Here is a 24,464-nt window from a genome sequence, read left to right on the forward strand (position 1 = left end):
GTCATCGCCCGGTCGCGAGCGTTGCCACCGTTTCGTCGCGAGGGCCAGTCGACCCATCCATGATTCGCGACGAAGGCCAACGACTGGCTGACCTGTTCGAGCTCGCGTTCCAGCGCGGCGATGCGGTCATCGTAGTCCTGCCGCAGCCCGCCGACCTCGCGCTCCAGGGACTCGATTTCGGCGTCGTTATCGACCGCGACGCTGCCGAGTGTCTCCAGACGGTTCTCGACCTGTTCAAGACGGTCGACGATGTCGTCCGTCATGCGACCACCTCGCTGACCTCGGCATCAAGGTCATCCTGCCGGGCGAGCGTCCGAGCGCAAGGGAGACAGAGACAGTCGAAGCGCGTATCGACACCGTCGGTGTAGAGGCCGCCGGCACCGTGACAGCGGCCACACTCGCCGTCGCGGAGCGTCATGGCCGACACCTCCCGTCATCAAGCGCCGAGCAGTCCTGCGACTCGTCGACGATCTCCTGGCCGCACCACTCGCAGTAGTGTGTCAGTTTGGCGTCAGGTCGGGCGGTCCGGCCCACGCGGACCACCCCCCTTAACCTGACGTGAATCCGTCGTAGGAACCCCTGCGAAAGCTTTACATACTGAATGGGGCCGGAGGGATTTGAACCCCCGATCGACTGATATCTCCGGTCGCGCCTCGGTTCTCCAGAGGGTCGTCACAGCGGCGCGGTGATCAGCCGGCCGCTCGGTATATCAGTCTGGAGTCTCGTCCCGGGCGCGTGGCCTCTGGAGTCAGTCGCCATGCCTGGCTTGGCCACAGCCCCTCGTCATCACGTACCCCGGTTCGGTGTAAAGCGATTACGGTTCCCGGGAAGTCGAGGGACGGCTTTTCCTCGGTGGCGGTCCGAGGAGGGACCATGGCCGAGGACGAGGTGTCGGTGACGGTCAGGACCGGCGAGTACGAGACCACCCTCCGGGTCGAGCGGGGCCGCCGGCTCCGGGACGCGCTGCTGGAGGCGGGGGTCGACGTGTATGGACCCGTGTCGCGGGTGGCCAACTGCGGCGGGCGTGGACTCTGCGGGACGTGTGGCGTCCGGTTCGAGGGCACGGACGGGAACCGGGACGCCGCCGAGACCGCGGCGCCGGAGCCGACACACTGGCACGACCGCGCGGCCGAGCGGTTCGGCTATCCGCGGCTCTCCTGTCAGGTCACCGTCGAGGAGCCGCTGACGGTCCGGGTCCCGGAGAAGGTGATGTGGGGCCAGCTGTGGCCCGGGCGGGACGACTGAGGAACCCGTCTACTGACGGTAGTTTGAAAAACCAGAACGTTTGGATGAATTCGTCAGAACACTGTTTCAATAGCCGGGAGCGTGGTCGTGTATGCAGTCCAATCGACGATCGATACTGAAGATCGCAGGTGCGGCGGGAGCGGGCACGCTCCTCTCCGGCACGGCCGCCGCACGGGCGTCAGTCGACGACGATCTCGACCTCGACGGTGGTCTCCAGGAGGTACTCGTCACGTTCGACCGGCAGGCGAACGTCGACGTGCTCGACCAGTACACGCTCGCCGACGGGTACCACGCGTTCAGCGAGTTCCCGGTCGCCTACGCCCGGATGACGGGCGACCAGATCGAGCGTGTCGCCGCGCTGTCGACGGTACTGTCCGTGGAGGCCAACTACGACGTCGAACTCCACAACGACGATGCTCGCGAGGTGACCGGCGTCAACACCGTTCAGCGGGAGCAGTTCTACACCGGCGAGACCGTCCACGTCGCGGTCATCGACTCGGGTATCGACGGCAACCACCCCGACTTCTCCGAGAGCCTGCGGCACAACTTCCGGTTCGTCAACCCGCTGGACAGCGACGAGCCGATGTGGACTGACGTCGGCCCGGCCAACACGGGCGGGACCGGTCACGGAACCCACTGCTCGGGGACCGTCACCGGGGAGGGGAGCCAGAGCGACGGCCGGTACCGGGGGATGGCACCCGACGCCGACCTGACGGTGTACTCGACGACCGCCGGCGCGGCCCTGCTCCAGATCGTCGGCGCCTACAACGACCTGATCCGGCGCCAGCGCGAGGGCCGCCACGACATCCAGGTCATCAACAACTCCTACGGGCCCATCAGCGGCAACGATGCCGACTACAGTCCGGCCGCGGCACTCAACCTGGCCACGTACGCCGCCTTCGACGAGGGGATGGTGCCGGTGTTCTCCGCCGGGAACTCCGGCCCGGAGACGAACACGCTGTCGAACTACGGGAAGGCACCCCACGTCCTGGCGTCGGCGGCGACCAACGACGCGATGGAGCCGACGGATTTCACCTCGCGGGGCCGCCGTCCGGGGAACTTCGATGACCCGGCGAAGTACAACTACGACCGCATCGAGGCGTTCGACAACCAGGAGACGTTCTACGGACAGACGACGGTCGAGAACCTGACCCCGGTCGGGAATGAACAGAGCGACAGTGGGACGCTCGCCCCCGGCGGCTCGACCATCTCCGGGCCCGACACCGGCCAGAGCCAGTTCTTCGACCTGTCCCCGTCCGAGGTGTACGACGGCGGCAGCCAGGGGTTCATCCGCGCCAAGCTCACCTGGGACCGCCCGACCGACGACCTGGACCTGTTCCTCCGGAAGGGCGGCGAGGACGGCGACGCGGTCGCCTCCTCGACCCAGGGGACCGGCGTGACCACGGAGACGCTGAAGGCCACCATCGACCTGGACGCCGACTACGTCCTCGAGGTGGACCCGTTCCGGAGCACCGGCGTCAGCTACGAGGTCACCTGGCGGTACTACGAGGTGCCGGACACCAGCCCCCCGTACGGGGTCTACCGGCCGAGCCTCGGCACTCCGGGCGACTTCCTGATGAGCACGATGGACCCCGCCGACCCGCTCCAGGGGTACGGCGCCATCGTGCGGAACGTCGACGCGCAGGTCGACAGCGCCCGGGAGCCGTACTACGGGAAGCTCTCCGGGACGAGCATGTCCGGCCCGGTGCTCTGTGGCATCTGCGCGCTCGCCTACGACGCCCACCGGCAGAACACCGGCGAGTGGCCCGACCCGATGGACGTCATCGTCACGATGGAGGCCACCGCCAAGGACGTCCTGGACGAGTACACGACCTGGAACGTCGGCACGGGCTTTGCAGATGCCGACGCCGCCGTGGCGCTCGCCGAGGAGGACCGACTGTTCACCCGCGAGCAGTACGACGATGCGGTCGACCTGGCCGGCGGCACGGACGAGCCGGCCGCCGAGCCGGAGGCGGTGTTCTCCGTCTCCGGCTCCCGGTCCGACGACGGCACCGCGTTCACCGCCGGCAGCACGAACCAGATCACCCTGACGGTCGACCCGTCGAGCGAGGCCCGTGTCCGCGACCGCATCCCGTTCGGCTGGGACGTGGTCGGCGGCAACCACGACCGTGTCTACGCGGAAGCGGGCGACCGCTACGTCGAGTTCGACCCGGTTTCGGGCGGCGAGGTCGAGGTGTCGTACTTCGTCGAGGCGCCCGAGCGGACGGGCCGGCACCGGTTCGGCCCTGCGGAGGCAGCCCCCGAGGCGGAGGACGGACCGCGACCCGGCACGTTCCAGCGGTTCACCGGAACCGACACCAACGGCGTCGTCGGCGTCGACCAGGCCGACCCCTCCCCCTGAGACCGTACCCGGACCGTTGCAAGCGACGGCCGGCCGACGCTCCGTCGCTGACCCGATGGTCGCGGCGAGGAGCGGCCGTCTCGCCGGCGCTCGACCGTCCGGACCCGTCAGACCGACCCCGACCCGTCGGATGTGACGGGCCGCTGGGGGGGCCACCGGACGCACTCAATCCCGGTCGGTCTCGCTCCAGGCGCAGTCCTGACACTTGTAGCCGGTGACGAACTCCGTCACGCTGGGCATGTAGCCGACGCTGATGACGCTGCCGCCGCAGTCCGGACACTCCCGGTCGGCGTCCGCGATCTCCTCGGCGTCCATCGGCGCCTCCCCTTCGATCAGTTCGGCCAGTTTGGCGGGCGTCACCATCCGTCCCTCGACGACGCGGTTCTCGGACATACTCCAGGAGAAGACACCCGCCTCCGTAAACCGTCCCATTCTCCGTGACCGCTCAGTCGGTTCCCCGGCCGGGACGGACCGGGAGCTTCGTGGCGATTCGGTGGGCGATGAAGCCACCGAGGGTCACGGCGGGCCCCCAGGCGAGCACGAGGAGCGACGCCTCCAGCGGCTCCGGAACCCCCCGCCCCGCGACGTGTCCGACGGCGAGCAGCCACGGCGCGACCAGCACGGTCAGGACCAGCGCCCGGCGACGGCGCGGCCGGTCGGCGGTCCCCGTCCGCAGCCGCCCGAGGCCGACGAGGGCCCCGACCGGCAGGACCCCGCCGACGAGGAACAGCAGACCGACGACGGGGCCGCCGGTCGTCGCTGCCGCAGCCACGGTCGCGACCGTGGCGACGAGGGCCGCGACGGCAATCGGCACTGCCCAGGCATTCGCGACGGCACGGAGCCGCGTCCGACTCGGCAGGTGGCCGTCGTCCGCGGTTCCGGCGTCGGGCTCCGCCGGCCCGGCGGCCTTCTCGTCCCGTCCGGCGCGCCAGAACAGGCCCAGGGCCGCGAGGACCGTCACCCCGACCCCGGCGACGCCGAGCGGGCCCAGCAGGAGCGCGAGCGGCCCCGCCGTCAGGAGGAGTGCGAGGAGGACGGCGGCGATCGGGTATCTGATGCCGCCCGACGTCTCGCCCCGAAGCCCGCCCAGCAACAGCCCGAGCTGGAGGGTCGGGATGGCCGCGATCCGGAGGGCGTCGGGGACAACCCAGCCGAGCCGGTCGCTCGTCAGGCTGAGCTGGGCGGCCAGGGTCCCGGTGGCCCCGGGGGGCGCGAACACCAGCTCCGTGTCGGCGGGGATGGACCGAAGGACGACCGCGTCCTCGCGGACCGTGGCGTTCTCGGGCGCGACGACCGGGCGCGTGCCGGGCGGCGCGTGGACCACGAGCCGGTCGGTCGCCAGCCGATACGTGTGGCCCCCGTTCTCCGGATGAGGGTTCCGCCCGTCCCGGACGTCGAAGCGATCGACCAGCACCGCGCCGCCGACACCCTCCGTCGCCAGCGACGGCGTCCCGTCCGGCTCACGGTCTGGGATGCCCGCAACCCGGTAGTCGACGACGTACGCCTCGTCCGCCGCCGTGACCGAGAGGTCCCGGGCCTCGAAGGCCGACACCGGGTAGATGCGCCGCCCGTCCGTGCCCTCGTAGCGCGGTGTCGGCGTCGTCCCGTCGCGGTCGGCGCTGGCGCCGGCGGCCGAGCCGCTCCTCCCGCCGGCGCGGGCGTCCAGCGCGGCCTCGCGGAGCGCCTCGCGCCGCGTCGCGTTGAAGCGCAGCGACGAGGCCGTCTCGGCATCCACGGCCATCCGGGCCTCGACCCGCGGCGCGTCGTTCGCCCCCGGGTCGAGGTAGAGGTGGGTGACGCTCTCCCCGGTCGTCGCGTTCGGCGGGAGGGCCTCGGCCGTGTCGTCGCCGGTGCAGCCGTGGCAGACCGTCGGCGCGGGTTCCGCACCGCCGCAGCCGGCCAGGGCGGCGAGCACGGCAACCGCGACGAGCAGGAGCAGCCGCCGGCGGTGGAGGGGCGTCGCGTCGGCAGCCGGGCACATGCCCGCTTCCAGCGAGCCGTCCGGCAAGTGTCTTCCCCGTCCTCGCCGCCGCGATTTTTGTAGTGGGCCGCCGTACGGAACGGTATGCCGACGATGGCCCGTGACGACCGGACAGCGGTGGTCCTCGCCGGTGGCCGCTCCACCCGGTTCGAGGGCGGCGACAAGCTGCTGGCCGACCTCGCCGGCGAGCCACTGGTCCGGCGGACGGTGATGCGGCTCGCCCCGGTCGTCGGGACGGTCGTGGTCAACTGCCGGGCCGACCAGCGCGACCCGCTCGCGGCGGCGCTCGACGGGCTCGACGTCTCCTTCGCCGTCGACCCGGAGCCCGACACGGGGCCGATGGCGGGTATCCGGACCGGACTCCGGGCCGCTCCGACGGCGTTCGCGGTCGTCGTCGCCGGGGACATGCCGTTCGTCGACCCCGGGCTGGTCGAGCACCTGTTCGACCGTATCGGGGGCCATGACGCCGCCGTGCCGCGCATCGACGGCTGGTTCCAGACGACACAGGCGGCGTACCGTGCCGGGCGGATGGCCGACGCCTGCGACCGGGCACTCGCGCGGGGGGATTCGAAGATCCTCGCGCCGCTCGAGGAACTCGACTGGACCGTCATCGAGGAGGCGACGCTGCGCGGACACGGCTGGCTCGACTCGTTCGAGAACGTCAACACGCGCACGGAGCTGGCGGCCGCAGCCGAGCGGCTCCACGGGCCGTGACCGGAACCGGGGGCGGGGCTCGGTCATCGCCTCGACCGTCGCCGCGCCACACCCCGGACAGCCGTCGTGGTCGGTGTGGAACCGCGACTCGCGACCCCGGCACACGTAGCCGGCGTTGCTGTCGGCGACGTCCTCCGCGGTCCGGATGGACTGCTCCGATTGCCGACCCGTCCCGGTAGAAAGCCCGCTCCGGGGAGGACGCGGACGCCGGTAACCGTTGGTCGGGCGCCGGTCGTCACTCGAACGTCGCGACGACGCGTCCCTCGTCCATCCGGGCCGTGACCACGCGGTCGACGCGGTCGGACCGCGCCAGGACGCTCGCGGCGATCTCCTCGCCCGTCGCCCGGAGCGCGTCGTCGTCGACCATGTTGACCAGCGCGACCACTGTGGCGTCCGCGGGGACCGCGCGGAGCCCGCCGTCCGGGCTCGCCAGGACCGTCGCCACGTCGTCGACCGTCAGCTCGGCTCCGGGTTCGCGCCCCGTGACCGCGGCCACGCGCGCCGGCCGATGGACGTGCTCCTCGTCGAGCCGCTCGCCGACGACGCGGGCACTGGCGATGGGGATCACGGTGTCCGTCGTCGCCGGAACCACCGGCTCGTGGTCGGCCGGGGCCTTCAGCCAGCGCGACCGCGCGCCGTCGGCCTTGACCAGCGTGGCGTCGACCCCCCGCTCCGCGCCGGCCCGGGCGACCGCGGCGACCGTCCCGGCGTCGTAACCCTCGTACCGGACGTCGTCGGCCCAGCCGGGGACGAGGCCGAGCGGCCAGTCGTCCGGGTCGGCGGCCCGCAGCGCCGCGACCGGGTCGTCGGTTTCGACCAGTGTCGCGACCTGGTCCGGGAACGCCGGGATGCGTGTCGTCGCGCTGACGGTCGCACGGTCCAGACGGTCGGCGAGCCTGTACAGCGTCGTCTTCTTCCCGCCGGCACCGACGACCGCCACCAGGCCGTCGGCGGCCAGCGCGTCGACGAGGACCATACCGCGGGTGGGGTCGCCGACGACAAATGCGTGCCGACCCGGCCGCGGTACCCGGACCCTTCGGCCCGCTCGGCGTCCCGGTGGGCCCCCCGTAGGCCCCCTGGCCGCAGGTGGTTTTCGAACATCGTTAACCCACGGCCCGCCGGAACCGAACACCTTTGTCGGTGGCGGGCACCCGGCCGGACATGGCATCCGAACCGGTCAGCACGCCCGAGGAGGCGTTCGCCGAGATCCCGGACTACGACTACGAACCCCGTTACGTCACCATCGAGCGCGCGCCGGGCGACCCCGAGATGGCCTACATCGACACGGACCCCGAGGGCGGGGCCGAGGAGACGTTCCTCTGTCTCCACGGCGAGCCGACGTGGGGCTTCCTCTACCGGAAGATGGTCCCGACGCTCGCCGAACGGGGCCGCGTCGTCGTCCCGGACTCGCTGGGCTTTGGCCGCTCGGACAAGTACACCGACCGCGAGGACTACGACTACCAGCTCCACTACGACGCCGTCGAGGAGTTCGTCGAGACCCTCGACCTGACCGGCGTGACGCTGGTCTGCCAGGACTGGGGCGGCATCGTCGGGCTCCCGGTCGCGGTCGACAACGAGGAGCGGTTCGCCCGACTCGTCCCGATGAACACGGACTGTCCGACCGGTACCGCGGAGATGGCCGACGAGTGGCACGATTTCCGGGAGTTCGTCGAGTCGGCCGACCCGCTGCCCATCGGGATGCTCATCCAGAACGCGACCGCGACCGAGCTGCGCGACGCGGAGCTTTCGGCCTACGAGGCCCCCTTCCCCGAGGAGGAACTGAAGGCCGGCGCCCGGGAGTTCCCGGACATGGTTCCGCGTGCCGGCGGCGGCGACGGCGGCGCGGTCACCAGCGCCGCGCGCGAGGAACTGGCCGAGTGGGAGAAGCCCGCGTTCGTCCTGTTCGCGGACTCGGACCCCATCACTCGTGGCGCGCGCGACCCGCTCCGGGGGCTCATCCCCACCGCGACCGACCAACCCGACACCTGGGTCGAGGGCGCGATGCACTTCCTGCAGGAAGACGCCGGGGAGGAGATCGCCACGGAGATCGTCGACTTCGTCGACCGCACGTCGTAGGGCCACTCCGGCGCCGAGCAGCCACACGCCGACCGCCGGGCAAGGCTCCTGTTCACCGGCGCTACACGGGTGATAATGACCGACACGGAGGACCGAGCGTTCGACACGCCCGTCGAGACCGGCAACTCGGCCGACTGGAACTCACCTCCGCCGACGAGGACCGCGGTGAGGAGGCCGTCTTCGTCTACGAGGGGAGCCCGCCGGACATGACCCGTGAGGGCCTCCAGACGATGCGAACGCTGTTCGAGGGGTCGATGGACGCGGCGAAGTCCCGGCGGACGATGCCCGGCGGGTAGCTACCGGACGTCGACGAACGCGTCGTCACGGAGCCGCGGCACCACGTCGGCCGAGTCGAACTCGCAGAGGGCGTCGACCTCGTGGTCGTACCCCATCTCGCGGAGCCAGGCGGCGGTGGGCGTTTCCCGGATGCCAGCCGTGAGCGTGCCGTGGTCGGGAGCCGCGCCGTCGAGATGGCCGGCGATGAGGTCCACGCCGGCGACGTCCTCGGCGACGACCTCGCCCTGCCGGCCGGCGGCCACGAGCCACGTCTCCGGGTGGTCGCGGACGGCGTCGGCGACCGCGGCCGCGTTCACCGTCGACCCGACGTAGATGTCCCGGTCGTGGCCGATCCGGGCCATCGCGCGGGTGCCGTTCGAGGAGAGCAACCCCACCGGGCGCCCCGCGACCGGGTAGTCCGCGACGAGCGAGGGCAGCGGCGAGCCGTCGAACCCGTCGACGGACTCACCACCCTGCTCGCCGACGAGGAAGGCGCCCGTCTCGCGCTTGAACCGCCGGGCGGCGTCCGGGTCCGCGAACGGGCGCACGGACTCGGCGCCGGCCTCAAGCAGCCGCACGACGGTGGTCGAGGAGATGATGACGTCCACGACGACGAACGCCGCGTCGGGCGCCGGGTCGGGGAGGTCCTCCTGCCGGTCGACGCGCCGGACGGCGGGGTCGCCTGTCGCTCCCATACGCACTATCGGGTGTTTCCACCCCTAAAGCCACCGCTCGGGGAACGCACCATCGTCAGTCGCCCGGCGGCGTCGGGAGGCCCACCGGCGTCCCCGCGCCGCCGTCGCGATGTCGTCGGTGGGGACGGTGTGCTCAGTAGGGGTCGATAATCCATGAAGGGGCGATACAAACCACGAAAGACCCCCTATATTGAACGAGCAACGGGACCAAGTGAACTATCGCCTCACCTGCGCATGAAGCTGGATATCCTCTCCGTCAGCCCGCCGTCACCCAGCCGGAGGTAGTACGCGTTCCCGCGGTCCTCGTAGTAGTTGTCGACCCGGCGCTCGATCTCGAAGCCGACGTGCTGGTAGAACTCAATCGCGTCCTGGTTCGTGGCGCGGGCGTGGCAGGTGACCGAGGAGTGGTCGTCGGCGACGGCGGCGACGAGCCGTTCGCCGAGCCCCTCACCCTGCCAGTCCGGGTCGATGGCGAGGAAGAGGATGTAGCCGTCGCGGCGCGTGGCGGCGAAGCCGACGAGTTCCTCGTCCGGCCCCGAGGCGACGAGGGCGTACACCGTCGACCGGCGGTAGGCGTCGGTGAAGAAGCCGCGGCGCTGCTTGAGCACGCCGTTCCGAGCGCGGATGCGCTCCTTTAGCTCCCACGCCTCCTCGACGAGGTCGTCGTCGCCCGGGCCGACGACACGGAGCTCCAGATTGACACTCACTATCGGACATATAAGTGGGCGGACCAATATAATTCCACCGCCAACTGGTGCCACGACCGGCGCCCGTGCGGCCCGGGGCCCGGCCGATTCCCGGCGGAACACCGGTTCGCGGGCCCTCTACGGGCCCCGGAGGGTTACCCCCTCGCTCGTGAGGGCCACGCCCGACGGCCGTCGCCGGGAACGGGCGTGTCCACGCCGTCGCGCCGGCCACAACCACTTAGGCATCGCCCGCCGCAGTCGGCACCGATGAGCGCGCTCGACCCCGACGACGCAGAGATCATCGGGCGCCGACGGTCCCCGAGGGAGCTGTTGCGGAAGTCACTGGTCACGGGGGCGGCCATCGTCCTCCCGCTGGCCGTGACGCTGCTGGTGCTCAGCTTCGTCGTCAACTTCCTCTCGAACGCGCTGAGCCCCATCTCACGGACCGCCGTCGCCAGCCTCCCGGTGAACAACGAGGTCATCGTCCAGGCGGTGACGGTGCTGCTCCTGCTACTGTTGATGTTCGTCGTGGGCTTCCTCGCGGAGTACACCGAGAGTGGGGAGTCGCTCGGTGACCGGTTCGACCGGTTCATGGGGACCATCCCGGGCCTCGGCTCCGTCTACACCAGCTTCAACGAGATGTCCGAGCTCCTGCTGGACTCGGATACGGACTCGTTCCAGGAGGTGAAACTGGTCCAGTACCCCGTCGAGGGGTCGTACACCGTCGCGTTCAAGACCGCCGACACGCCCGCGACGCTGGAGTCCGACACCGGCGAGGACGAGATGCTCACCCTGTTCATGCCGATGGCACCCAACCCCGTGATGGGCGGGTTCGTCATCCACGTCTCGACGGACCGCGTCGTCGACACGGACATGACGGTGGAGGAGGGCATCCGGAGTATCGTCACCAGCGGGGTCGCCATCGGCGAGACGAGCCCGGCGATGCGTGGCCTGAGCGAGGAGCAACTGGAGGAGCTCGGTCGCATCCGCCGGGTCGAGGAGGGGAGCCTGCCGGACGGGACCGGCGGCGCGGACGGCGACGGCAAGCGCGAGCAGTACGAGGCCGCCGTTGCACCGGAGTTCTCCGAGACGCCGGCCGACATCGAGCGCCGGACCGACCGGGCACCCGAGGACGCCAGCACCCCCACCGACATCGAACGCGGGAACAGCGCCATCGGCGATACCGAGGGGACGCCCGACGAGTTCAGGCGGGCCGACGAGGGGACCCGTGGCACCACCCCGGAGCCACCCGCACAGCGCACGGGCCACCGGGGGGAGAGCGCCGGTGATGACGGGAGCGGGGACGGCGATGCGGCCGACGAGGCGAGCGACGTGGAACCGGCCGACACCGCGGTCGACGACGCGGAGAACTCGGAGGGACCGTCCCCCACCGACGACGGGGCGCGGACCGAGGGGGACGACACGTGAGTTTCGAACTCCGGGACCACACCGCCGACGTGGCCGTCGCCGCGGAGGGGGGAACGCTCGGCGAGACGTTCGCCGCCGTCGCGGACGGGCTGGCCGCGGCGATATGCGACGAGGCTCCAGAGGGTGGCGACCGATACCCCGTCGGAGTGCACGGCGAGGGCCGGGAGGCGCTTCTCCTCGACTACCTCGACGACCTCATCTACCAGGGCGACATCGAGAGCGTCCTGCCGGTCGGCAACGAGGCGGAGGTGTTCTTCCGGGGCGAGTGGATCCTCCGTGGGAGTTTCAGGGGGGTGCCGCTCTCCAGGGTCGACGTCCGCGAGCTGAAGGCGGTGACATACTCCGAGCTGTCGCTCGACCGGACCGACGACGGGTTCGAAGCGTACGTGCTCTTCGACGTCTGAGGCGGTCATCGAGGCCCGTCCCGGGGTCGACCCCGGCCGCGGCGTTTATACTCCGTGACCGCATATTCGGGGCGATGTTCGTTGGCCACGGGCTGTTGGCGTTCGCGCTCGCCGCGACCCTCGCCCGGCTGTACGGGTGGTCGCCGGCGCGCGCGCTCTCGTTCGGGCTGCTCGCGGGTGCCTTCGGCCTCGCGCCCGACGTGGACATCCTCTACGCGCCGGTCGGCGTCCTCGGGACGAGCGGTCCGCTGGACGCCGCAGCGGGGTTCTGGGCCGCCGGGAACGAGGTCCATCGCGCGGTGACGCACTCGCTGCTCGTCGCGGGCGCGACGAGCCTCGCCGCCGGACTGTGGACCACCGGCCGCCGGGACGGCCGGCTCGCCGCCGGCACCGCCCTCGTCGGCATCGTCACGGTCGTGTTCGCCGCATCGGGGGGACTCGCGGCGGTGGTGGTGACGGTGTTCGGCGTGACCTGTTTCGGCCTCGCACACGTCGGCCGCGACGGACTCGGGTTCACACCGGCCGCCGTCGTCGCCGCGGGGCTCGTCGGCACGTTGAGTCACCCCTTCGGCGACCTGTTCACCGGCGAGCCGCCCGCGCTGCTCTCCCCGGTCGACACGACGCTGCTCGCCTCCCGGATTACCCTCCACCCGGACCCGACGCTCCATCTGCTGGGCACGCTGTTCGCCGAACTCGCAACCGCGTGGCTGGCGGTGCTGGTGGTACTGTGGCTTCGCGACGGCGAGTCGCTCGAACTCGGTGGCCGGCTGTCCGTCGGCACCTCCCGCCGCTTCGACCGGTCGGCCGGACTCGGTCTCGGCTACGCCGGCGCCGCGGCCGTCCTCCCGGCGCCGACGCTGTCCGTGTCGTACCACTTCGTCTTCCCGCTGCTCGCCGTCGGCGTCGCGGTGGCGTCGGTGTCGGTGGTGCGGCGGCTCCGGGACGGCCCGGACTGGATCGAACGGGTGGAAGCGGCGCTGTGCTCCGGGCTCGCCGCCATCACGCTCGCCGCCGGTGCCTACGCGGTCGCCTATCTCGCCCTGGCCTGACTGCCGCGCGGACCCGCCGCCTACACACCCCTGGACCCTATGTGCGCTGGCTTCTGATGGGAGTACGATGGAGACGGAACTGGACCGCTTCGTGGAGGACGAGCGGCTCAACGCGGGTCTGGCGTGGCTGCTCGTCGGGTTCGTACTCGTCGTCGCGGCCGGGAACGCGGCCATCGGTGAGCTCCTGTGGGGCGGCTTCGCGGCCACGGTCGCCGTGCTCGCGCTGGTCCCGCCGGCCCGGTTCCGGACGCCGCTCGCGATGCTCCCCTGGGAGGTGCTCGCGCTCGCGGCGTTCCCGCTCCTCGGTCGGACGTTCACGGTACTCGCGGGCGTGGGGACGGGCGCACTGGCGACGTACCTCGCGGTCGCGGCGCTGGCGCTCATCGTCGCGGTGTATCTCCACGCGTTCACGTCGGTCCGGATGAACGCGGCGTTCGCGGTGCTGTTCGTCGTCGTCACGACGATGGCCGCTGCCGGCGTCTGGGCGGTCGTCCGGTTCGGGCTGGACACGCTGTTCGGGACGGCGTTCCTCCTGGAACCGGGTATCGACGAACACGTTGTCGAGCGGAACGTGATGCTGGAGTTCGTCTACTCGACGGTCGCAGGGCTGGGGGCCGGGCTCGTGTTCGACCGCTACTTCCGCCGGCGCCGGGCCAGCCGCGAGCACCTCCCCGAGGCGGTGGCCTCCGAGCTCCGGGCCGAGGACGAGTCGTTCGAGGGCTACCTCGCCGAGCGGCCCGCCGAATCGCCGCTGGCCGAGGCCCGCGGCCAAGACCGGGGTGAGGACCGGTGAGGCTCCGTGACCGCGTCGGCATCGACGCGGCCGCGCAGGCCCGGGTCGCCTGGGGGATGGAGCTGGTGCTCCTCGGCATCCTCGTCGTCGGCATCTGGGACCGGAACACCGGTATCATCGTCAACACGGCCGTCGGACTGGCGGTGACGCAGCTGGTGCCGCTGCTGGAGCGGGACTACGACATCCCGATGGACCCCGCGCTGACGCTGTGGATCACGGGCGCGGTCTTCCTCCACGCCGTGGGTGTCATCGGCGTGCCCGGCTCGCCGCGGAACCTCTACGCCAGCGTCTGGTGGTACGACCACGTCACCCACGCGCTGTCGGCCTCGGTGGTCGCCGCCGCGGGCTACGCGACCGCACGGGCCATCGACCTCCACACCGAGGAGGTGCGGCTCCCGCCGCGGTTCATGTTCGTGTTCATCCTCCTGGTGACGCTCGCGTTCGGCGTCCTCTGGGAGGTCATCGAGTTCGTCATCGGCGAGATAGCCGCCACCGTCGGCGGGGGGGCCATCCTCACCCAGTACGGCCTGGGCGACTCGATGCTCGACCTGGTCTTCGACAGCCTCGGCGCCGTGGTCGTGGCGGTCTGGGGGACGGCCTACCTGACCGACGTGGCCGGGGCGCTCGCCGACCGGTTGGCGGAGGACCCCGATGACCGCGGCTCCGAGGGCTAAGACCGGCCGAGAGCCGCCACGAGCCCCGTGCCAGCACGCCGACCGCGTGCCCGTCTCGGCACGTATCTTTAATTGGAAGCCCTCGATAGGTGCGCTCGGATATGAGCGTCTACAAGAAGATCGTCCTCATCGGGACCAGCGAGGAGAACTTCGAAGCCGCCGTCGACAACGCGCTCGACCGCGCGGACTACACCATCGAGAACATCCACTGGGCCGAGGTCCAGGACATGGGCGTCGAGATGGCCAGCGTCAGCGGCCGCGAGTACCAGGTCGAGGTCGAGGTCGCCTTCGAGCTGGAGTGACGGGCGGGCTGCAGCCGCCGTCCTCCGTCTCGCCATCGATCCTTCGCGAAAGAGTCGGAAAAACAGATGATTATTCAAAAATACAGGTATATAATGAACATATCACGAGCGTCTGGAGTACGGGGGCTCCGGGGACGACAGACAGCCTCGGTTCCGGAGTTCTCTCCCTCCCGTCGCGTGGTCGGGGCCGGGCCGGGACGGCCGACAGTGCCCCGCTCCACTGGTCACGGGAGATAGCCCCGGTACGATGGACGATTCCCACATCCCCGACGAGACGCTCACCGACATGGTTCACCACCTCCGGCCCGCGTGGAGGGTCCGGGGCCTGGAGCGGGTGGAGGAGGGAGTCAACTCGACGGCCGTCGTCGAGGCCGACACCCTGAAGGGCAGACGGAGGGTGGTACTGAAGCCATCGACGAGCGACCATCCGCTCACCGACGCCCGCGCCAGGGCCGAACCGCAACTCCTCTCCCGCTTCGACCGGGAGAGCGACGTTCCGGTCCCGGCGGTTCTCGGCTCGTGCGCCGAGCGCGAGGGCGTCCCGACCCCGTACTTCCTGATGGAGTACGTCGAGGGGGTCACACACGACCACGCCCGGGCCCCGGAGCTCCCCCGATCAGTTCGGGAGACCGTCTTCCGAGAGGCGGGTCGGAACCTGGCGGCGCTCCAGGACCTCGGGCCACTATCAGCGGTCGGAGACCTCGTCGGCCGTGACGGCGGGGTGTCGGTCCTCGACACGCCGGACTCGCCGAGCTACGACGCGTTCCACGACTGGCTGCTGGACGCCTACGAGGAGGCCCTCGACTTGCTGGAGAACGGCGGCTACTTCCCCGAGCTGACTGAGGACCCGACCCGCTTTGCGGATCTGGTCCCGGAGCTCAGAGCGTACCTCCGGGCGACGGTCCCCGACCTCCCGCCGCCGGCGCCACCGACCTACTGCCACAAGGATTACCGGTACGGGAACCTCGTGGTCGAGCCCGATACCGGCGAGACGCGCGCGGTGCTGGACTGGGCGAACCTCATGTCGGCACCGCCCGCGTTCAACCTCGCCATCGCCGAGTCGAAGCTTCTCAAGCCGGACCTGAACGGGGATGCCGACGCGGCGGCGGGGCGCGCGGGCGAGTTCCGCCGGGCGCTCTGGGACGGATACGCCGCCAGACGCGACGGCTGGACGTTCGACGGGGCGACCCGCGAGCGGATCCGACTGTACCGGCTGGCGTTCCGACTCGACCAGATGGCCTGCCTCCCGCTGTTCGCCGACATCGACCCGACGCTGGACGACCGGGACGCGCGTGCTGCCGAGCACCGCGCGTTCGTCGAGCAGTACATCTGAGCGCGTTCGGTGTCACATCGGCTCTGTGCGGCGAGGTTCGACCTCGGAGGACTGCTGTGGTACGAGGGAGTCGGCCCGCCCTACTGAAGCCCTCATCCGCTCCGGTCGCGCGGCTCGCTTCGCTCGGCTCACTGTGTTCGTGCTTCGGACCTTCCGCCAGGATATCGCCGGATGAGGCTCCGTAGAGCGTGGTGGTTCCTTCGGGCCGAGAGAGGCCCCTTATTCTCCCCCCGCGGTCGCTGGGGGTGGTTCTGGCGCGCGCCCGGGGCGCGGCCTCCGCAGGCAGGCGACCGTGCGCGTCATGCCGATGGCACCTGCAGGGTACTATGACGCGTGGTCGCTCCGACCCGTCCGTTCGGTTGTGCGGGCTGTATACCGCGCCGAAGACACCCGAGCAGAAGAGAGCGGCTAGGTACGAAACGACTCCCCACAGCCACACTCGGAGACGACGTTCGGGTTCTCGACGGTGAACCCCGCGCCCTGCAACCCGCCCTCGAAGTCGAGGACCGAGCCCTCGATGTAGTTCATGCTCGCGGGGTCGACGAACACCCGGAGGTCGTTGTGCTCGTAGACGGTGTCGTCGTCCTCGGGTTCGTCGTCGAAGCGCATCCCGTAGGAGAGGCCCGCACAGCCACCTTGCTGGACGAACAGGCGAAGGCCGGCGACGTCCGTGTCCATGCCCTCGCCGTTCAGAAGGCCCAGTGCCTGCTCGGCGGCGGCCTCCGTGACGCGGATCTCCGGCCGGTCCCCGCTCGTGGGGTCCCCGGCGTTCTCGGCGGTGCTGCTCATACCCCTGCTTTCGGGGCGACGGTGGTAACCTTTACGACGCTCGCAGGGGGGCGACGGCACGGACGGTCGGCTCGGGGGGCCGGACCGCGCCGGGGCTGCCGAGACGGGTGCTACCGTTCGGCGGTGACGTGACGGGACCCGTCAGGATGTCCTCGGCGCGGATTCCCCGTGCAGCCCGCTGGTCGACCGGTCATGCCCGGTTCCGACACTACTAACTCGCAGTCATGGCAAGGTCGGAGCGACAGATGAAACTCCACGAACACCAGGCGAAGGACGTCTTCGCCGACGCCGGCATCCCGACGCCGGCCTCACGGCTCGCCGGGACCGCCGACGCGGCGGTCGCGGCCGCCGACGAAATCGGCTACCCGGTCGCCATCAAGGCCCAGGTCCAGGTCGGGGGCCGGGGCAAGGCGGGCGGCATCGAACTGGTCGAGAGCGCCGACGAGGCTCGCGAGGCCGCCGAGCGCATCATCGGGATGGACCTCAAAGGGCTCCACGTCGAGGACGTCCTCGTCGAGGAGGCCGTCGACTTCGTCAACGAGCTCTACATCGGCGTCACGATGGACCGCAACGAGGGCCGACCGGTCGCGATGGTCTCGACCCGTGGCGGCGTGAACATCGAGGAGGTGGCCGCCGAGGACCCGGGAGCCATCGCCCGCGAGCACGTCGACCCCGCGTTCGGCCTCCACCCGTACCAGGCCCGGCGCGCCGTCTACGACGCCGGCGTCGACCACGAGGTGGCCGGCGACGTGGCCAGCATCCTGACGACGCTGTACGACCTCTGGGACGACCGCGACGCCACGGAGACGGAGATCAACCCGCTGATGGTGACCGCCGACGACGAGGTCATCGCCGCGGACGCGGTGATGAACGTCGACGAGGACGCGCTGTTCCGGCATCCGGACCTGGCCGAGATGGAGGACCGGAGCGCCGCGGACGATCTTGAGGCCAAGGCCAACGAGTACGGCTTCGACTACGTCCGTCTCTCTGGCAACGTCGGCATCATCGGCAACGGCGCGGGACTGGTGATGACGACGCTCGACCTCGTCGACTACTACGGTGGCTCGCCGGCCAACTTCCTGGACATCGGCGGCGGCGCCAAGGCCGAGCGCGTCGCGAACGCGCTTGACATGGTGTTCTCCGACGAGAACGTCGACTCCGTCGTGTTCAATATCTTCGGCGGCATCACCCGCGGCGACGAGGTCGCCAAGGGAATCAACGCGGCGCTGGAACAGTTCGACGAGCTCCCCAAACCCGTCGTCGTCCGCCTCGCGGGGACAAACGCCGAGGCGGGGATGGAGATCCTGAACACGGATCTGGTCGAGGTACAGGGCACCCTGGAGGGCGCGGTCCAGCGTGCCGTCGCGCGGGCCGAGGAGGTGGACCAATGAGCATCCTAGTCGACAACGAGACACGCGTCGTGGTACAGGGCATCACCGGCGGTGAGGGGAAGTTCCACGCCGAGCAGATGATGGCGTACGGCACCGACGTCGTCGCCGGCGCGGTGCCGGGCAAGGGCGGCCAGGAGGTCGCCGGCGTCCCGGTCTACGATACGGTCGCGGGCGCGGCCCGCGAGGAGGACGCCAACGCGGCCGTGGTCTTCGTCCCGCCCGCGTTCGCCGCCGACGCGCTGTTCGAGGCGCTGGACTCGCCGGTCGACCTCGTGGTCGCCATCACGGAGGGCATCCCCCAGCAGGACATGGCCTCCGTCTACAAGCGACTCGGCGAGACCGACACCGCCCTGCTGGGACCGAACTGTCCCGGCGTCATCACGCCCGGGGAGGCCAAGCTCGGCATCCTGCCGGGCAACATCTTCTCGGAGGGTGACGTGGGGCTGGTCTCGCGCTCGGGCACCCTCACCTACCAGGTCGTCGATAGCCTCACCCAGCGCGGCATCGGCCAGACCACCGCGGTCGGCATCGGCGGCGACCCCATCATCGGGACGGACTTCGTCGACGCGCTCGAGCGGTTCGAGGCCGACCCCGACACCGAGGCCGTCGTCATGTGCGGCGAGATCGGCGGCGAGGACGAGGAGGAGGCTGCCCGCTACATCGGCGAGTACATGGACACGCCGGTCGCCGGCTTCATCGCCGGCCGCACGGCGCCGCCGGGCAAGCGGATGGGCCACGCCGGCGCCATCGTCGGCAGCAGCGGGACGGGCACCGCCGAGTCGAAGATCCAGGCGCTCAACAGCGCCGGCGCCAGGGTCGGCGACACCCCGGAGGAGGTCGCGGACGCCATCGAGGACTTCCTGTAACGGCGTTACGCGGTAGATTCTGACGCTGTCTCGGTATTTCCGCTCGAAAACCCGTCGTAATCCGAATATCTCCGTATCCGAACGGATACCCTCCGAGTGCACCGACCGCCGGGCTCACCGGCCGCCGGGGCCACCCCGCGGTAGAACCCGCCGCGCGAACGCCGACGGGCCCCCTGGTCCGGTAGCAACCGGCGTGCGCTACGAGTCCTCGAACCGCTGCTCCACGCTCGCCGCGTGGGCCTCCAGCCCCTCGGCCTCGGCCAGCGTGGTGATGGTCCCCCGGAGGTCGCCCAGCGACCCCTCGTCGAGCCGCTGGACGGTGGTCGAGCGGAGGAAGTGGTCGACGGAGAGCCCGCCGAACCGCCGCGCGGCACCGCCGGTCGGCAGGACGTGGTTCGGGCCGCTGGCGTAGTCGCCGGCCGCGACGGGGGAGAACTCGCCGAGGAAGACGCTCCCGGCGGCGTCGATGCGGTCCAGCAGCGCCTCGTCGTCCTCGGCCATGATGGCGAGGTGCTCGGCGGCGTACTCCTCGGTGAACAGCACCGCCTCGGGCATCGAGCGCGCGAGGAGGACGCCGCTCGCGTCGTTCGCCAGCGCGTCGCGGATGGTGTCCGCGCGCTCGCGCTCGGCGACCTGCTCGTCGACGGCGGCGACGACCGCCTCGGCGAGGGCCCCGTCCGCGGTGACGGCGACGCAGCTCGCGTTCGGGTCGTGCTCGGCCTGCGCGACCAGCTCCGCGGCGATCAGCGCCGGGTCGGCGGTGCCGTCCGCGAGCACACAGACCTCGGAGGGGCCCGCGAGGAAGTCGATCTCCACGTCGCCCCGGACCTCGGCCTTGGCGGCGGTGACGAACCGGTTGCCCGGGCCGACGATCTTGTCGACGGCATCGACGGTCTCGGTGCCGTACGCGAGGGCGGCGACCGCCTGCGCGCCCCCGGCCTGGTAGACGGCGTCGGCGCCGGCGACGTGGGCGGCCGCGAGCGTCGCGTCGGGCAGGTCCTCGGCGGGCGGGGTGCAGACGGCAATGTGCTCGACGCCCGCCACCGCGGCGGGGACGGCACCCATCAGCACGCTGGAGGGATAGGCGGCGGTCCCGCCGGGGGCGTAGACGCCGACCCGCTCGAGTGGTCGGTAGCGCCGGCCGAGCTCCCGGCCGTCGAAGTCGGCGCGCCAGTCCTCGGGTGCCGACTCGGCGTGGAACGCCTCGACGTTCGCCGCGGCGGCCTCGATGGCGGCCCGTACGTCCCCGTCCAGCCGGTCGTGGGCGCGCTCGGCCTCGTCGGTGACCTCCACGTTCCCGATGGAGACGTCGTCGAACTCCTCGGCGTACGCCCGCAGCGCCACGTCCCCCTCCGTCCGCACGCGGTCGACGATGTCGCGGGCGGTCTCCCGGGCGTCGGCGACCCCGGCGTCCCGGTCGAACAGGGCGGCCCGCTCCGCGGGCGAGAGGTCGGGAAGCGACCGTACGGAAAGCAGCCCGTCGCCGTCCTCGGTTGTCATACCGCGGAATCCGGCCGCGCCGGGCAAGACGGTTTCCCTCGCGGGAGCCCGCCGCCGCCCGTCACCAACTCTTATATGTGGTGGTGCCGAACACAGGATTAGACGAGTCTAATCCATGAGTTCGAACTCGGGTACCGACGACGCCACCGACGGCACGCCGGTGAGTCGGCGCGCGGCGCTCGCTGCCGGCGGCGCGGCGGTACTGACCGGGGTGGCCGGCTGTACGGCCCTGCCGAGCGCGCCCGTCCGAGCCGACCAGGCCGACGGCGAGGACGACGGTCCGGTCGCGGTGGCGTCCTTCTTCAGCTTCTACGACTTCGCACGGAAGATCGCCCGCGATACCCCGCTGACGGTGCGGAACCTCGTCCCGACGGGGCTCCACGGGCACGGGTGGGAGCCCAACGCCAGCATCACGCGGCGGATCATCGAGGCCGACGCGTTCGTCCACGTCGGACCGGGGTTCCAGCCCTGGGCCGACCGCGCCATCGAGACGCTGGCGGGCGACGACGCGGACACGGCCCTCATCGACGCCCGCGAGGGTGTCGAACTGGTCGACCTGGCCGCTTCGCTCGACCCCGACGAGGAGGGGGTCGGCGACGGGCGGGGGCAGGACCCGCACTTCTGGCTGGACCCGCGACGCGCCGAGCGGTCGGTCGCCAACATCACCGCCGGCTTCGTCGACCTGCTGCCCGAGTACGCCGACCGGTTCCGGACGAACGCGGACCGCTACCGGCGGGACGTGCTCCGCCGGATCGACGCGGACTACCGGGCCATCTTCGACGCCACCGACCGCGACGTGGTACAGCTGGCCGCGCACAACGCGTTCCAGTACATCGGGGCGCGCTACGGCGTCCGGATGCGACCGCTGGTGACCAACCTGGCCGCCAGCGGCGACGTCAAGCCCGCGGACATCCGCGAGGCGGCCCGGGTCATCGAGACGAACGATATCCGGTACATCGCCAACGGCGTCTTCGAGTCCCGACGTCCGGCGAAACAGCTCCTCCGCGAGACCGGCGTCGAGGCCTACTTCCCGGTGACGCCGTACGCCGGCGTCCGCGAGGACTGGGTCGAGAACGACTGGGGCTACGAGGAGATCGCCGACAACATCAACATGCCCACCTTCCAGGTGGTCCTCGGCAACCGCCCGCCCGAGGCGGCCGGGCCCGACGGCTGGGCCGATCGGTGGCGCAACTTCGAGTGACGATGAGCGACCAGTCCACATCCACGACCGCGAGCGGTGAATCGACCGCCGACGACCCGGCCGATCCGTCACCGACCGCGGTGCCGGTCGTCGCTCTCGACGGCGTGACCTTCGGCTACACGGCGACGCCCGTGGTCGAGGACGTCTCGTTGACCGTCGCGCCCGGCGAGTACGTCGCCGTCGTCGGCCCGAACGGGTCCGGGAAGTCGACGCTGATGCAGCTCATGCTCGGGCTGCTCGCCCCCGACGCCGGCGCGGCCCGGCTGTTCGGCGAGCCCGCCGACCGGTTCGACGACGGCGAGCGGATCGGCTACGTCGCCCAGCACGCCGGCGTCGCCAAGGAGATGCCCATCACCGTCCGCGAGGTGGTCGAGATGGGCCGGTTCCCGCACGTCGGCTTCGGCCGCCTGTCGAGCGCCGACCGGGCCATCGTCGAACGGGCGCTGGACACGGTCGGGATGGCCGGGTTCGCCGACCGCCGCGTCACCCGGCTGTCCGGCGGGCAGCGCCAGCGCGCGTTCATCGCCCGGGCGCTCGCCGGCGAGGCCGACCTGCTGGTGCTCGACGAGCCGACCGTCGGCGTCGACGCCGAGTCGGTCGAGGCCTTCTACGAACTGCTGGCGTCGCTCAACGACCGTGGCATCACCGTCCTGCTCATCGAGCACGACCTGGGTGCGGTCGTCGAACACGCCGACCGCGTGGTCTGTCTCAACCGCGAGGTGTACTACGACGGCCCGACCGACGAGTTCGTCCGGAGCGACGCCCTGGCCCGCGCCTTCGGCGCCGGGGCGGGCGCCCTGGCCGACGCGGGGGTGGACGGATGACCGCCATAGCGGGCGCGGTCGGCGCCGTGGTAACGGTCCTCGCGAGCCTCGTGGCCGCTACCGCCACCGCCGCGGCGGACCCGGGAGTTCTGCTCCCGCTCCAGGGTGGGTTCGCCGCCATCGGGGACCTGGCCTCTGGCGTCCTGCTGTGGCTGCTGGACCAGTGGTACTGGCTGCTGGACTGGGTCTACTACCTGACCGGCGTCGAGATGTTCAACCCGCAGTACCGGTTCATGCACCGGGCCGTCCTGGTCGGGCTCTGCGTGGGCGTGATGGCGCCGCTGATCGGCACCTTCCTCGTCCACCGGCAGCTCGCGCTCATCGGCGACGCGCTGGCCCACACCGCCTTCGCGGGCGTCGCCGTCGGGCTGTTCCTCAACGCCGTCATCGACCTGGGGGTGTCACCGTACCTCACCGCCGTCGTGGTCGCGATGATCGCGGCGCTGTGCATCGAGCTCATCTCGGAGGTCACCGACGCCTACAACGACGTCTCGATGGCCATCGTCCTCTCGACGGGGTTCGCGCTGGGGACGACACTCATCAGCCTCAACGCCGGCGGCCTCGCGGTCGGCATCGACCAGTTCCTCTTCGGGAACCTCTCGACGGTCTCCCCGGAGAGCGCCGGCATCCTGCTGGTGCTGTTCGCCGTCATCGTCGGGACGGTCGCGGTAACCCGCAACCAGCTACTGTACGTCACCTTCGACGAGACCGCCGCCGCCGTCTCCGGCATCCCCGTCCGCTGGTACAACCGTGTGACCGTGATGCTGACGGCTATGGTGGTCGTCGGCGCGATGCAGATCATGGGCGTCATCCTGGTCGCGGCGATGCTGGTGGTGCCCGTGGCGGGGGCGACACAGGTAGCCCGCAGCTTCCGGGAGTCGCTGCTCGTCTCGGTCGTGCTGGCCGAACTCGCGGTGCTGCTCGGTATCGCCGTCTCCTACTACGCCGGTGTCACCGCGGGCGGGGTCATCGTCCTCGTGGCGGTCGGCATCTACGTCCTCGCGGCCGCTGTCGGACGGGTTCGACCGGCGCTGGCCGAGGAGACGGACCGGGAGACCGGCACCATCGACGCGGACACCGACGCCGGGACGGGGGCGGGGGGCGACTGATGCCCCCGCTCGGCACTCCGGCGGCGACCGTCACACCCGAAGACCGAAGAGGGGTCGTCAGGAAATGGAGGCACGGATGCTGAGCGCCGTCATGGAGGACTACATCAAGGCCATCTACGCCATCGAGAGCGACGGCGAGGAGCGGGTGGCCACGTCCGCGCTCGCGGACTACCTCGACGTGACGGCGCCCACGGTCTCCTCCATGTTGAAGAAGCTGGAGGAGCGTGGCCTGGTCGACCGCGAGGAGTACAAAGGGGTCACACTCACCGACGAGGGGGAGGTGGTAGCCCTGGAGATACTCCGGCATCACCGGCTGCTGGAGGCGTTCCTCACGGAGCAGCTGGACTACGACTGGGCCGACGTCCACGAGGAGGCCGACCGCCTGGAGCACCACGTCAGCGACGAGCTGGCGGCGCGCATCGCGGAGGCGCTCGACAACCCGGGTGTCGACCCGCACGGCGACCCCATCCCGGACGCGGACCTCTCGCTGCCCGAGGGCGACGAGACGACCCGGCTCGCCGCGGCAGAGACGGGCGACCGCGTCGTCGTCCGCCGTATCCGCCACCAGGGCGACGAGGAGCTGCGCTACCTCGCCAAGGCCGGCATCCGGCCGGGCGTGGAGGTGGCCGTCGTCGGCATCGCCCCGTTCGGGATGGTCACCGTCGAGACGGGGGCCGGCGAGCAGAGCCTCCCCGAGGAGATCGCCGGTCTCATCGAGGTCGTCCCCGCGGCCGCGGCCGACGGCGCGGAGGCCTGACCCGGTCGG

General features: G+C 71.0%; 26 protein-coding genes and 1 tRNA gene. 17 read left to right on the forward strand and 10 right to left on the reverse strand.

Annotation, left to right across the window (positions count from 1 at the left end; translation table 11 throughout):
* The 3 genes from DP107_RS09325 to DP107_RS09330 all read right to left on the reverse strand — a co-directional run.
* The coding region (locus DP107_RS09325) for a hypothetical protein (protein ID WP_144261897.1) at positions 1–263 on the reverse strand (263 nt) is incomplete at its 3' end.
* Positions 260–418 carry a hypothetical protein gene (locus DP107_RS19990; RefSeq protein WP_185977248.1) on the reverse strand — a complete coding sequence of 53 codons (159 nt, stop codon included), beginning with the start codon at positions 416–418 and terminating at the stop codon, positions 260–262. The genes DP107_RS09325 and DP107_RS19990, both read right to left, overlap by 4 nt.
* A 184-nt stretch (positions 419–602) precedes the next feature.
* A tRNA-Trp gene (locus DP107_RS09330) sits at positions 603–780 on the reverse strand.
* A gap of 93 nt (positions 781–873) precedes the next feature.
* Between DP107_RS09330 and DP107_RS09335 the strand changes: the two genes are divergently transcribed.
* Positions 874–1,245: a 2Fe-2S iron-sulfur cluster-binding protein gene (locus DP107_RS09335; protein WP_144261898.1), complete on the forward strand. Its 372-nt coding sequence runs from the start codon at positions 874–876 to the stop codon at positions 1,243–1,245.
* 91 nt (positions 1,246–1,336) lie between these two features.
* A complete protein-coding gene (locus tag DP107_RS09340; protein ID WP_144261899.1) occupies positions 1,337–3,607 on the forward strand; it encodes a S8 family serine peptidase in 2,271 nt (756 codons plus the stop codon).
* A gap of 165 nt (positions 3,608–3,772) precedes the next feature.
* Here DP107_RS09340 and DP107_RS09345 read toward each other — a convergent pair whose 3' ends face one another.
* Together DP107_RS09345 and DP107_RS09350 are read right to left on the reverse strand one after the other, a co-directional pair.
* Positions 3,773–4,000: a DUF5795 family protein gene (locus DP107_RS09345; RefSeq protein WP_144261900.1), complete on the reverse strand. Its 228-nt coding sequence runs from the start codon at positions 3,998–4,000 to the stop codon at positions 3,773–3,775.
* A gap of 52 nt (positions 4,001–4,052) precedes the next feature.
* Positions 4,053–5,588, reverse strand: coding sequence for a hypothetical protein (locus tag DP107_RS09350; RefSeq protein ID WP_144261901.1), 1,536 nt, complete (start codon positions 5,586–5,588; stop codon positions 4,053–4,055).
* A gap of 84 nt (positions 5,589–5,672) precedes the next feature.
* On the opposite strand from DP107_RS09350, the gene mobA reads away from it, so the two are divergent.
* A complete protein-coding gene (mobA, locus tag DP107_RS09355; RefSeq protein ID WP_238330842.1) occupies positions 5,673–6,302 on the forward strand; it encodes a molybdenum cofactor guanylyltransferase in 630 nt (209 codons plus the stop codon).
* Between the two features lie 235 nt (positions 6,303–6,537).
* Here the strand turns inward: mobA and yqeC are convergent, their stop codons facing one another.
* Entirely contained in the window at positions 6,538–7,278 is a 741-nt protein-coding gene (yqeC, locus tag DP107_RS09360) for a selenium cofactor biosynthesis protein YqeC (RefSeq protein ID WP_144261902.1), read from the reverse strand.
* Positions 7,279–7,463: 185 nt separating this feature from the next.
* Between yqeC and DP107_RS09365 the strand changes: the two genes are divergently transcribed.
* Positions 7,464–8,378 (forward strand): haloalkane dehalogenase, encoded by a 915-nt coding sequence (locus DP107_RS09365; RefSeq protein ID WP_144261903.1) that lies wholly within the window; start codon positions 7,464–7,466, stop codon positions 8,376–8,378.
* A gap of 296 nt (positions 8,379–8,674) precedes the next feature.
* Here DP107_RS09365 and DP107_RS09370 read toward each other — a convergent pair whose 3' ends face one another.
* Both DP107_RS09370 and DP107_RS09375 read right to left on the reverse strand, forming a co-directional pair.
* Positions 8,675–9,349, reverse strand: coding sequence for a 2-phosphosulfolactate phosphatase (locus tag DP107_RS09370; protein ID WP_144261904.1), 675 nt, complete (start codon positions 9,347–9,349; stop codon positions 8,675–8,677).
* 224 nt (positions 9,350–9,573) lie between these two features.
* The gene (locus tag DP107_RS09375) at positions 9,574–10,056 is read right to left on the reverse strand and encodes a GNAT family N-acetyltransferase (RefSeq protein ID WP_144261905.1); all 483 of its coding nucleotides are present in this window, start codon (positions 10,054–10,056) and stop codon (positions 9,574–9,576) included.
* A gap of 246 nt (positions 10,057–10,302) precedes the next feature.
* Here DP107_RS09375 and DP107_RS09380 point away from each other — a divergent pair, with 246 nt between their 5' ends.
* From DP107_RS09380 to DP107_RS09410, 7 genes are all read left to right on the forward strand, one after another.
* Positions 10,303–11,463: a DUF502 domain-containing protein gene (locus DP107_RS09380; protein ID WP_238330843.1), complete on the forward strand. Its 1,161-nt coding sequence runs from the start codon at positions 10,303–10,305 to the stop codon at positions 11,461–11,463.
* Positions 11,460–11,867 (forward strand): archease, encoded by a 408-nt coding sequence (locus DP107_RS09385; RefSeq protein WP_144261906.1) that lies wholly within the window; start codon positions 11,460–11,462, stop codon positions 11,865–11,867. Before DP107_RS09380 ends, DP107_RS09385 begins: the two co-directional genes overlap by 4 nt.
* A gap of 74 nt (positions 11,868–11,941) precedes the next feature.
* Positions 11,942–12,916, forward strand: coding sequence for a metal-dependent hydrolase (locus tag DP107_RS09390; protein ID WP_144261907.1), 975 nt, complete (start codon positions 11,942–11,944; stop codon positions 12,914–12,916).
* 67 nt (positions 12,917–12,983) lie between these two features.
* Positions 12,984–13,709: a hypothetical protein gene (locus DP107_RS09395; RefSeq protein WP_144261908.1), complete on the forward strand. Its 726-nt coding sequence runs from the start codon at positions 12,984–12,986 to the stop codon at positions 13,707–13,709.
* Positions 13,706–14,383 carry a hypothetical protein gene (locus DP107_RS09400; protein ID WP_144261909.1) on the forward strand — a complete coding sequence of 226 codons (678 nt, stop codon included), beginning with the start codon at positions 13,706–13,708 and terminating at the stop codon, positions 14,381–14,383. Before DP107_RS09395 ends, DP107_RS09400 begins: the two co-directional genes overlap by 4 nt.
* Before the next feature lie 101 nt (positions 14,384–14,484).
* The gene (locus DP107_RS09405) at positions 14,485–14,685 is read left to right on the forward strand and encodes a dodecin (protein ID WP_144261910.1); all 201 of its coding nucleotides are present in this window, start codon (positions 14,485–14,487) and stop codon (positions 14,683–14,685) included.
* Positions 14,686–14,932: 247 nt separating this feature from the next.
* A complete protein-coding gene (locus DP107_RS09410) occupies positions 14,933–16,018 on the forward strand; it encodes a phosphotransferase family protein (protein WP_144261911.1) in 1,086 nt (361 codons plus the stop codon).
* 408 nt (positions 16,019–16,426) lie between these two features.
* Here DP107_RS09410 and DP107_RS09415 read toward each other — a convergent pair whose 3' ends face one another.
* Positions 16,427–16,807, reverse strand: coding sequence for a HesB/IscA family protein (locus tag DP107_RS09415; RefSeq protein WP_144261912.1), 381 nt, complete (start codon positions 16,805–16,807; stop codon positions 16,427–16,429).
* Positions 16,808–17,031: 224 nt separating this feature from the next.
* Here DP107_RS09415 and sucC point away from each other — a divergent pair, with 224 nt between their 5' ends.
* Together sucC and sucD are read left to right on the forward strand one after the other, a co-directional pair.
* A complete protein-coding gene (gene sucC, locus DP107_RS09420) occupies positions 17,032–18,198 on the forward strand; it encodes an ADP-forming succinate--CoA ligase subunit beta (protein WP_144261913.1) in 1,167 nt (388 codons plus the stop codon).
* The gene (gene sucD / locus DP107_RS09425) at positions 18,195–19,064 is read left to right on the forward strand and encodes a succinate--CoA ligase subunit alpha (RefSeq protein ID WP_144261914.1); all 870 of its coding nucleotides are present in this window, start codon (positions 18,195–18,197) and stop codon (positions 19,062–19,064) included. The genes sucC and sucD overlap by 4 nt, the downstream gene beginning before the upstream one ends.
* Before the next feature lie 198 nt (positions 19,065–19,262).
* Here sucD and hisD read toward each other — a convergent pair whose 3' ends face one another.
* A complete protein-coding gene (gene hisD, locus DP107_RS09430) occupies positions 19,263–20,564 on the reverse strand; it encodes a histidinol dehydrogenase (RefSeq protein WP_144261915.1) in 1,302 nt (433 codons plus the stop codon).
* A 160-nt stretch (positions 20,565–20,724) separates the two neighbouring features.
* Between hisD and DP107_RS09435 the strand changes: the two genes are divergently transcribed.
* From DP107_RS09435 to DP107_RS09450, 4 genes are all read left to right on the forward strand, one after another.
* The gene (locus DP107_RS09435) at positions 20,725–21,765 is read left to right on the forward strand and encodes a metal ABC transporter substrate-binding protein (protein WP_144262148.1); all 1,041 of its coding nucleotides are present in this window, start codon (positions 20,725–20,727) and stop codon (positions 21,763–21,765) included.
* A gap of 2 nt (positions 21,766–21,767) precedes the next feature.
* The gene (locus DP107_RS09440; protein WP_144261916.1) at positions 21,768–22,589 is read left to right on the forward strand and encodes a metal ABC transporter ATP-binding protein; all 822 of its coding nucleotides are present in this window, start codon (positions 21,768–21,770) and stop codon (positions 22,587–22,589) included.
* Entirely contained in the window at positions 22,586–23,698 is a 1,113-nt protein-coding gene (locus tag DP107_RS09445; protein ID WP_144261917.1) for a metal ABC transporter permease, read from the forward strand. The genes DP107_RS09440 and DP107_RS09445 overlap by 4 nt, the downstream gene beginning before the upstream one ends.
* Before the next feature lie 76 nt (positions 23,699–23,774).
* Complete coding sequence (locus DP107_RS09450) at positions 23,775–24,455, forward strand: metal-dependent transcriptional regulator (RefSeq protein WP_144261918.1); 681 nt, start codon at positions 23,775–23,777, stop codon at positions 24,453–24,455.
* Positions 24,456–24,464 lie beyond the last annotated feature (9 nt).

This window comes from Haloglomus irregulare (assembly GCF_007421925.1).
GTDB lineage: Archaea > Halobacteriota > Halobacteria > Halobacteriales > Haloarculaceae > Haloglomus > Haloglomus irregulare.

Excerpts from the sequence above, each read along its gene's own strand:
- DP107_RS19990 (WP_185977248.1), bottom strand. The coding sequence starts at position 418 with ATGACGCTCCGCGACGGCGAGTGTGGCCGCTGTCACGGTGCCGGCGGC.
- DP107_RS09335 (WP_144261898.1), top strand. The coding sequence starts at position 874 with ATGGCCGAGGACGAGGTGTCGGTGACGGTCAGGACCGGCGAGTACGAG.
- DP107_RS09340 (WP_144261899.1), top strand. The coding sequence starts at position 1,337 with ATGCAGTCCAATCGACGATCGATACTGAAGATCGCAGGTGCGGCGGGA.
- DP107_RS09345 (WP_144261900.1), bottom strand. The coding sequence starts at position 4,000 with ATGTCCGAGAACCGCGTCGTCGAGGGACGGATGGTGACGCCCGCCAAA.
- DP107_RS09350 (WP_144261901.1), bottom strand. The coding sequence starts at position 5,588 with ATGTGCCCGGCTGCCGACGCGACGCCCCTCCACCGCCGGCGGCTGCTC.
- mobA (WP_238330842.1), top strand. The coding sequence starts at position 5,673 with ATGCCGACGATGGCCCGTGACGACCGGACAGCGGTGGTCCTCGCCGGT.
- yqeC (WP_144261902.1), bottom strand. The coding sequence starts at position 7,278 with ATGGTCCTCGTCGACGCGCTGGCCGCCGACGGCCTGGTGGCGGTCGTC.
- DP107_RS09365 (WP_144261903.1), top strand. The coding sequence starts at position 7,464 with ATGGCATCCGAACCGGTCAGCACGCCCGAGGAGGCGTTCGCCGAGATC.
- DP107_RS09370 (WP_144261904.1), bottom strand. The coding sequence starts at position 9,349 with ATGGGAGCGACAGGCGACCCCGCCGTCCGGCGCGTCGACCGGCAGGAG.
- DP107_RS09380 (WP_238330843.1), top strand. The coding sequence starts at position 10,303 with ATGAGCGCGCTCGACCCCGACGACGCAGAGATCATCGGGCGCCGACGG.
- DP107_RS09390 (WP_144261907.1), top strand. The coding sequence starts at position 11,942 with ATGTTCGTTGGCCACGGGCTGTTGGCGTTCGCGCTCGCCGCGACCCTC.
- DP107_RS09395 (WP_144261908.1), top strand. The coding sequence starts at position 12,984 with ATGGAGACGGAACTGGACCGCTTCGTGGAGGACGAGCGGCTCAACGCG.
- DP107_RS09405 (WP_144261910.1), top strand. The coding sequence starts at position 14,485 with ATGAGCGTCTACAAGAAGATCGTCCTCATCGGGACCAGCGAGGAGAAC.
- DP107_RS09410 (WP_144261911.1), top strand. The coding sequence starts at position 14,933 with ATGGACGATTCCCACATCCCCGACGAGACGCTCACCGACATGGTTCAC.
- DP107_RS09415 (WP_144261912.1), bottom strand. The coding sequence starts at position 16,807 with ATGAGCAGCACCGCCGAGAACGCCGGGGACCCCACGAGCGGGGACCGG.
- sucC (WP_144261913.1), top strand. The coding sequence starts at position 17,032 with ATGGCAAGGTCGGAGCGACAGATGAAACTCCACGAACACCAGGCGAAG.
- sucD (WP_144261914.1), top strand. The coding sequence starts at position 18,195 with ATGAGCATCCTAGTCGACAACGAGACACGCGTCGTGGTACAGGGCATC.
- hisD (WP_144261915.1), bottom strand. The coding sequence starts at position 20,564 with ATGACAACCGAGGACGGCGACGGGCTGCTTTCCGTACGGTCGCTTCCC.
- DP107_RS09440 (WP_144261916.1), top strand. The coding sequence starts at position 21,768 with ATGAGCGACCAGTCCACATCCACGACCGCGAGCGGTGAATCGACCGCC.
- DP107_RS09445 (WP_144261917.1), top strand. The coding sequence starts at position 22,586 with ATGACCGCCATAGCGGGCGCGGTCGGCGCCGTGGTAACGGTCCTCGCG.
- DP107_RS09450 (WP_144261918.1), top strand. The coding sequence starts at position 23,775 with ATGCTGAGCGCCGTCATGGAGGACTACATCAAGGCCATCTACGCCATC.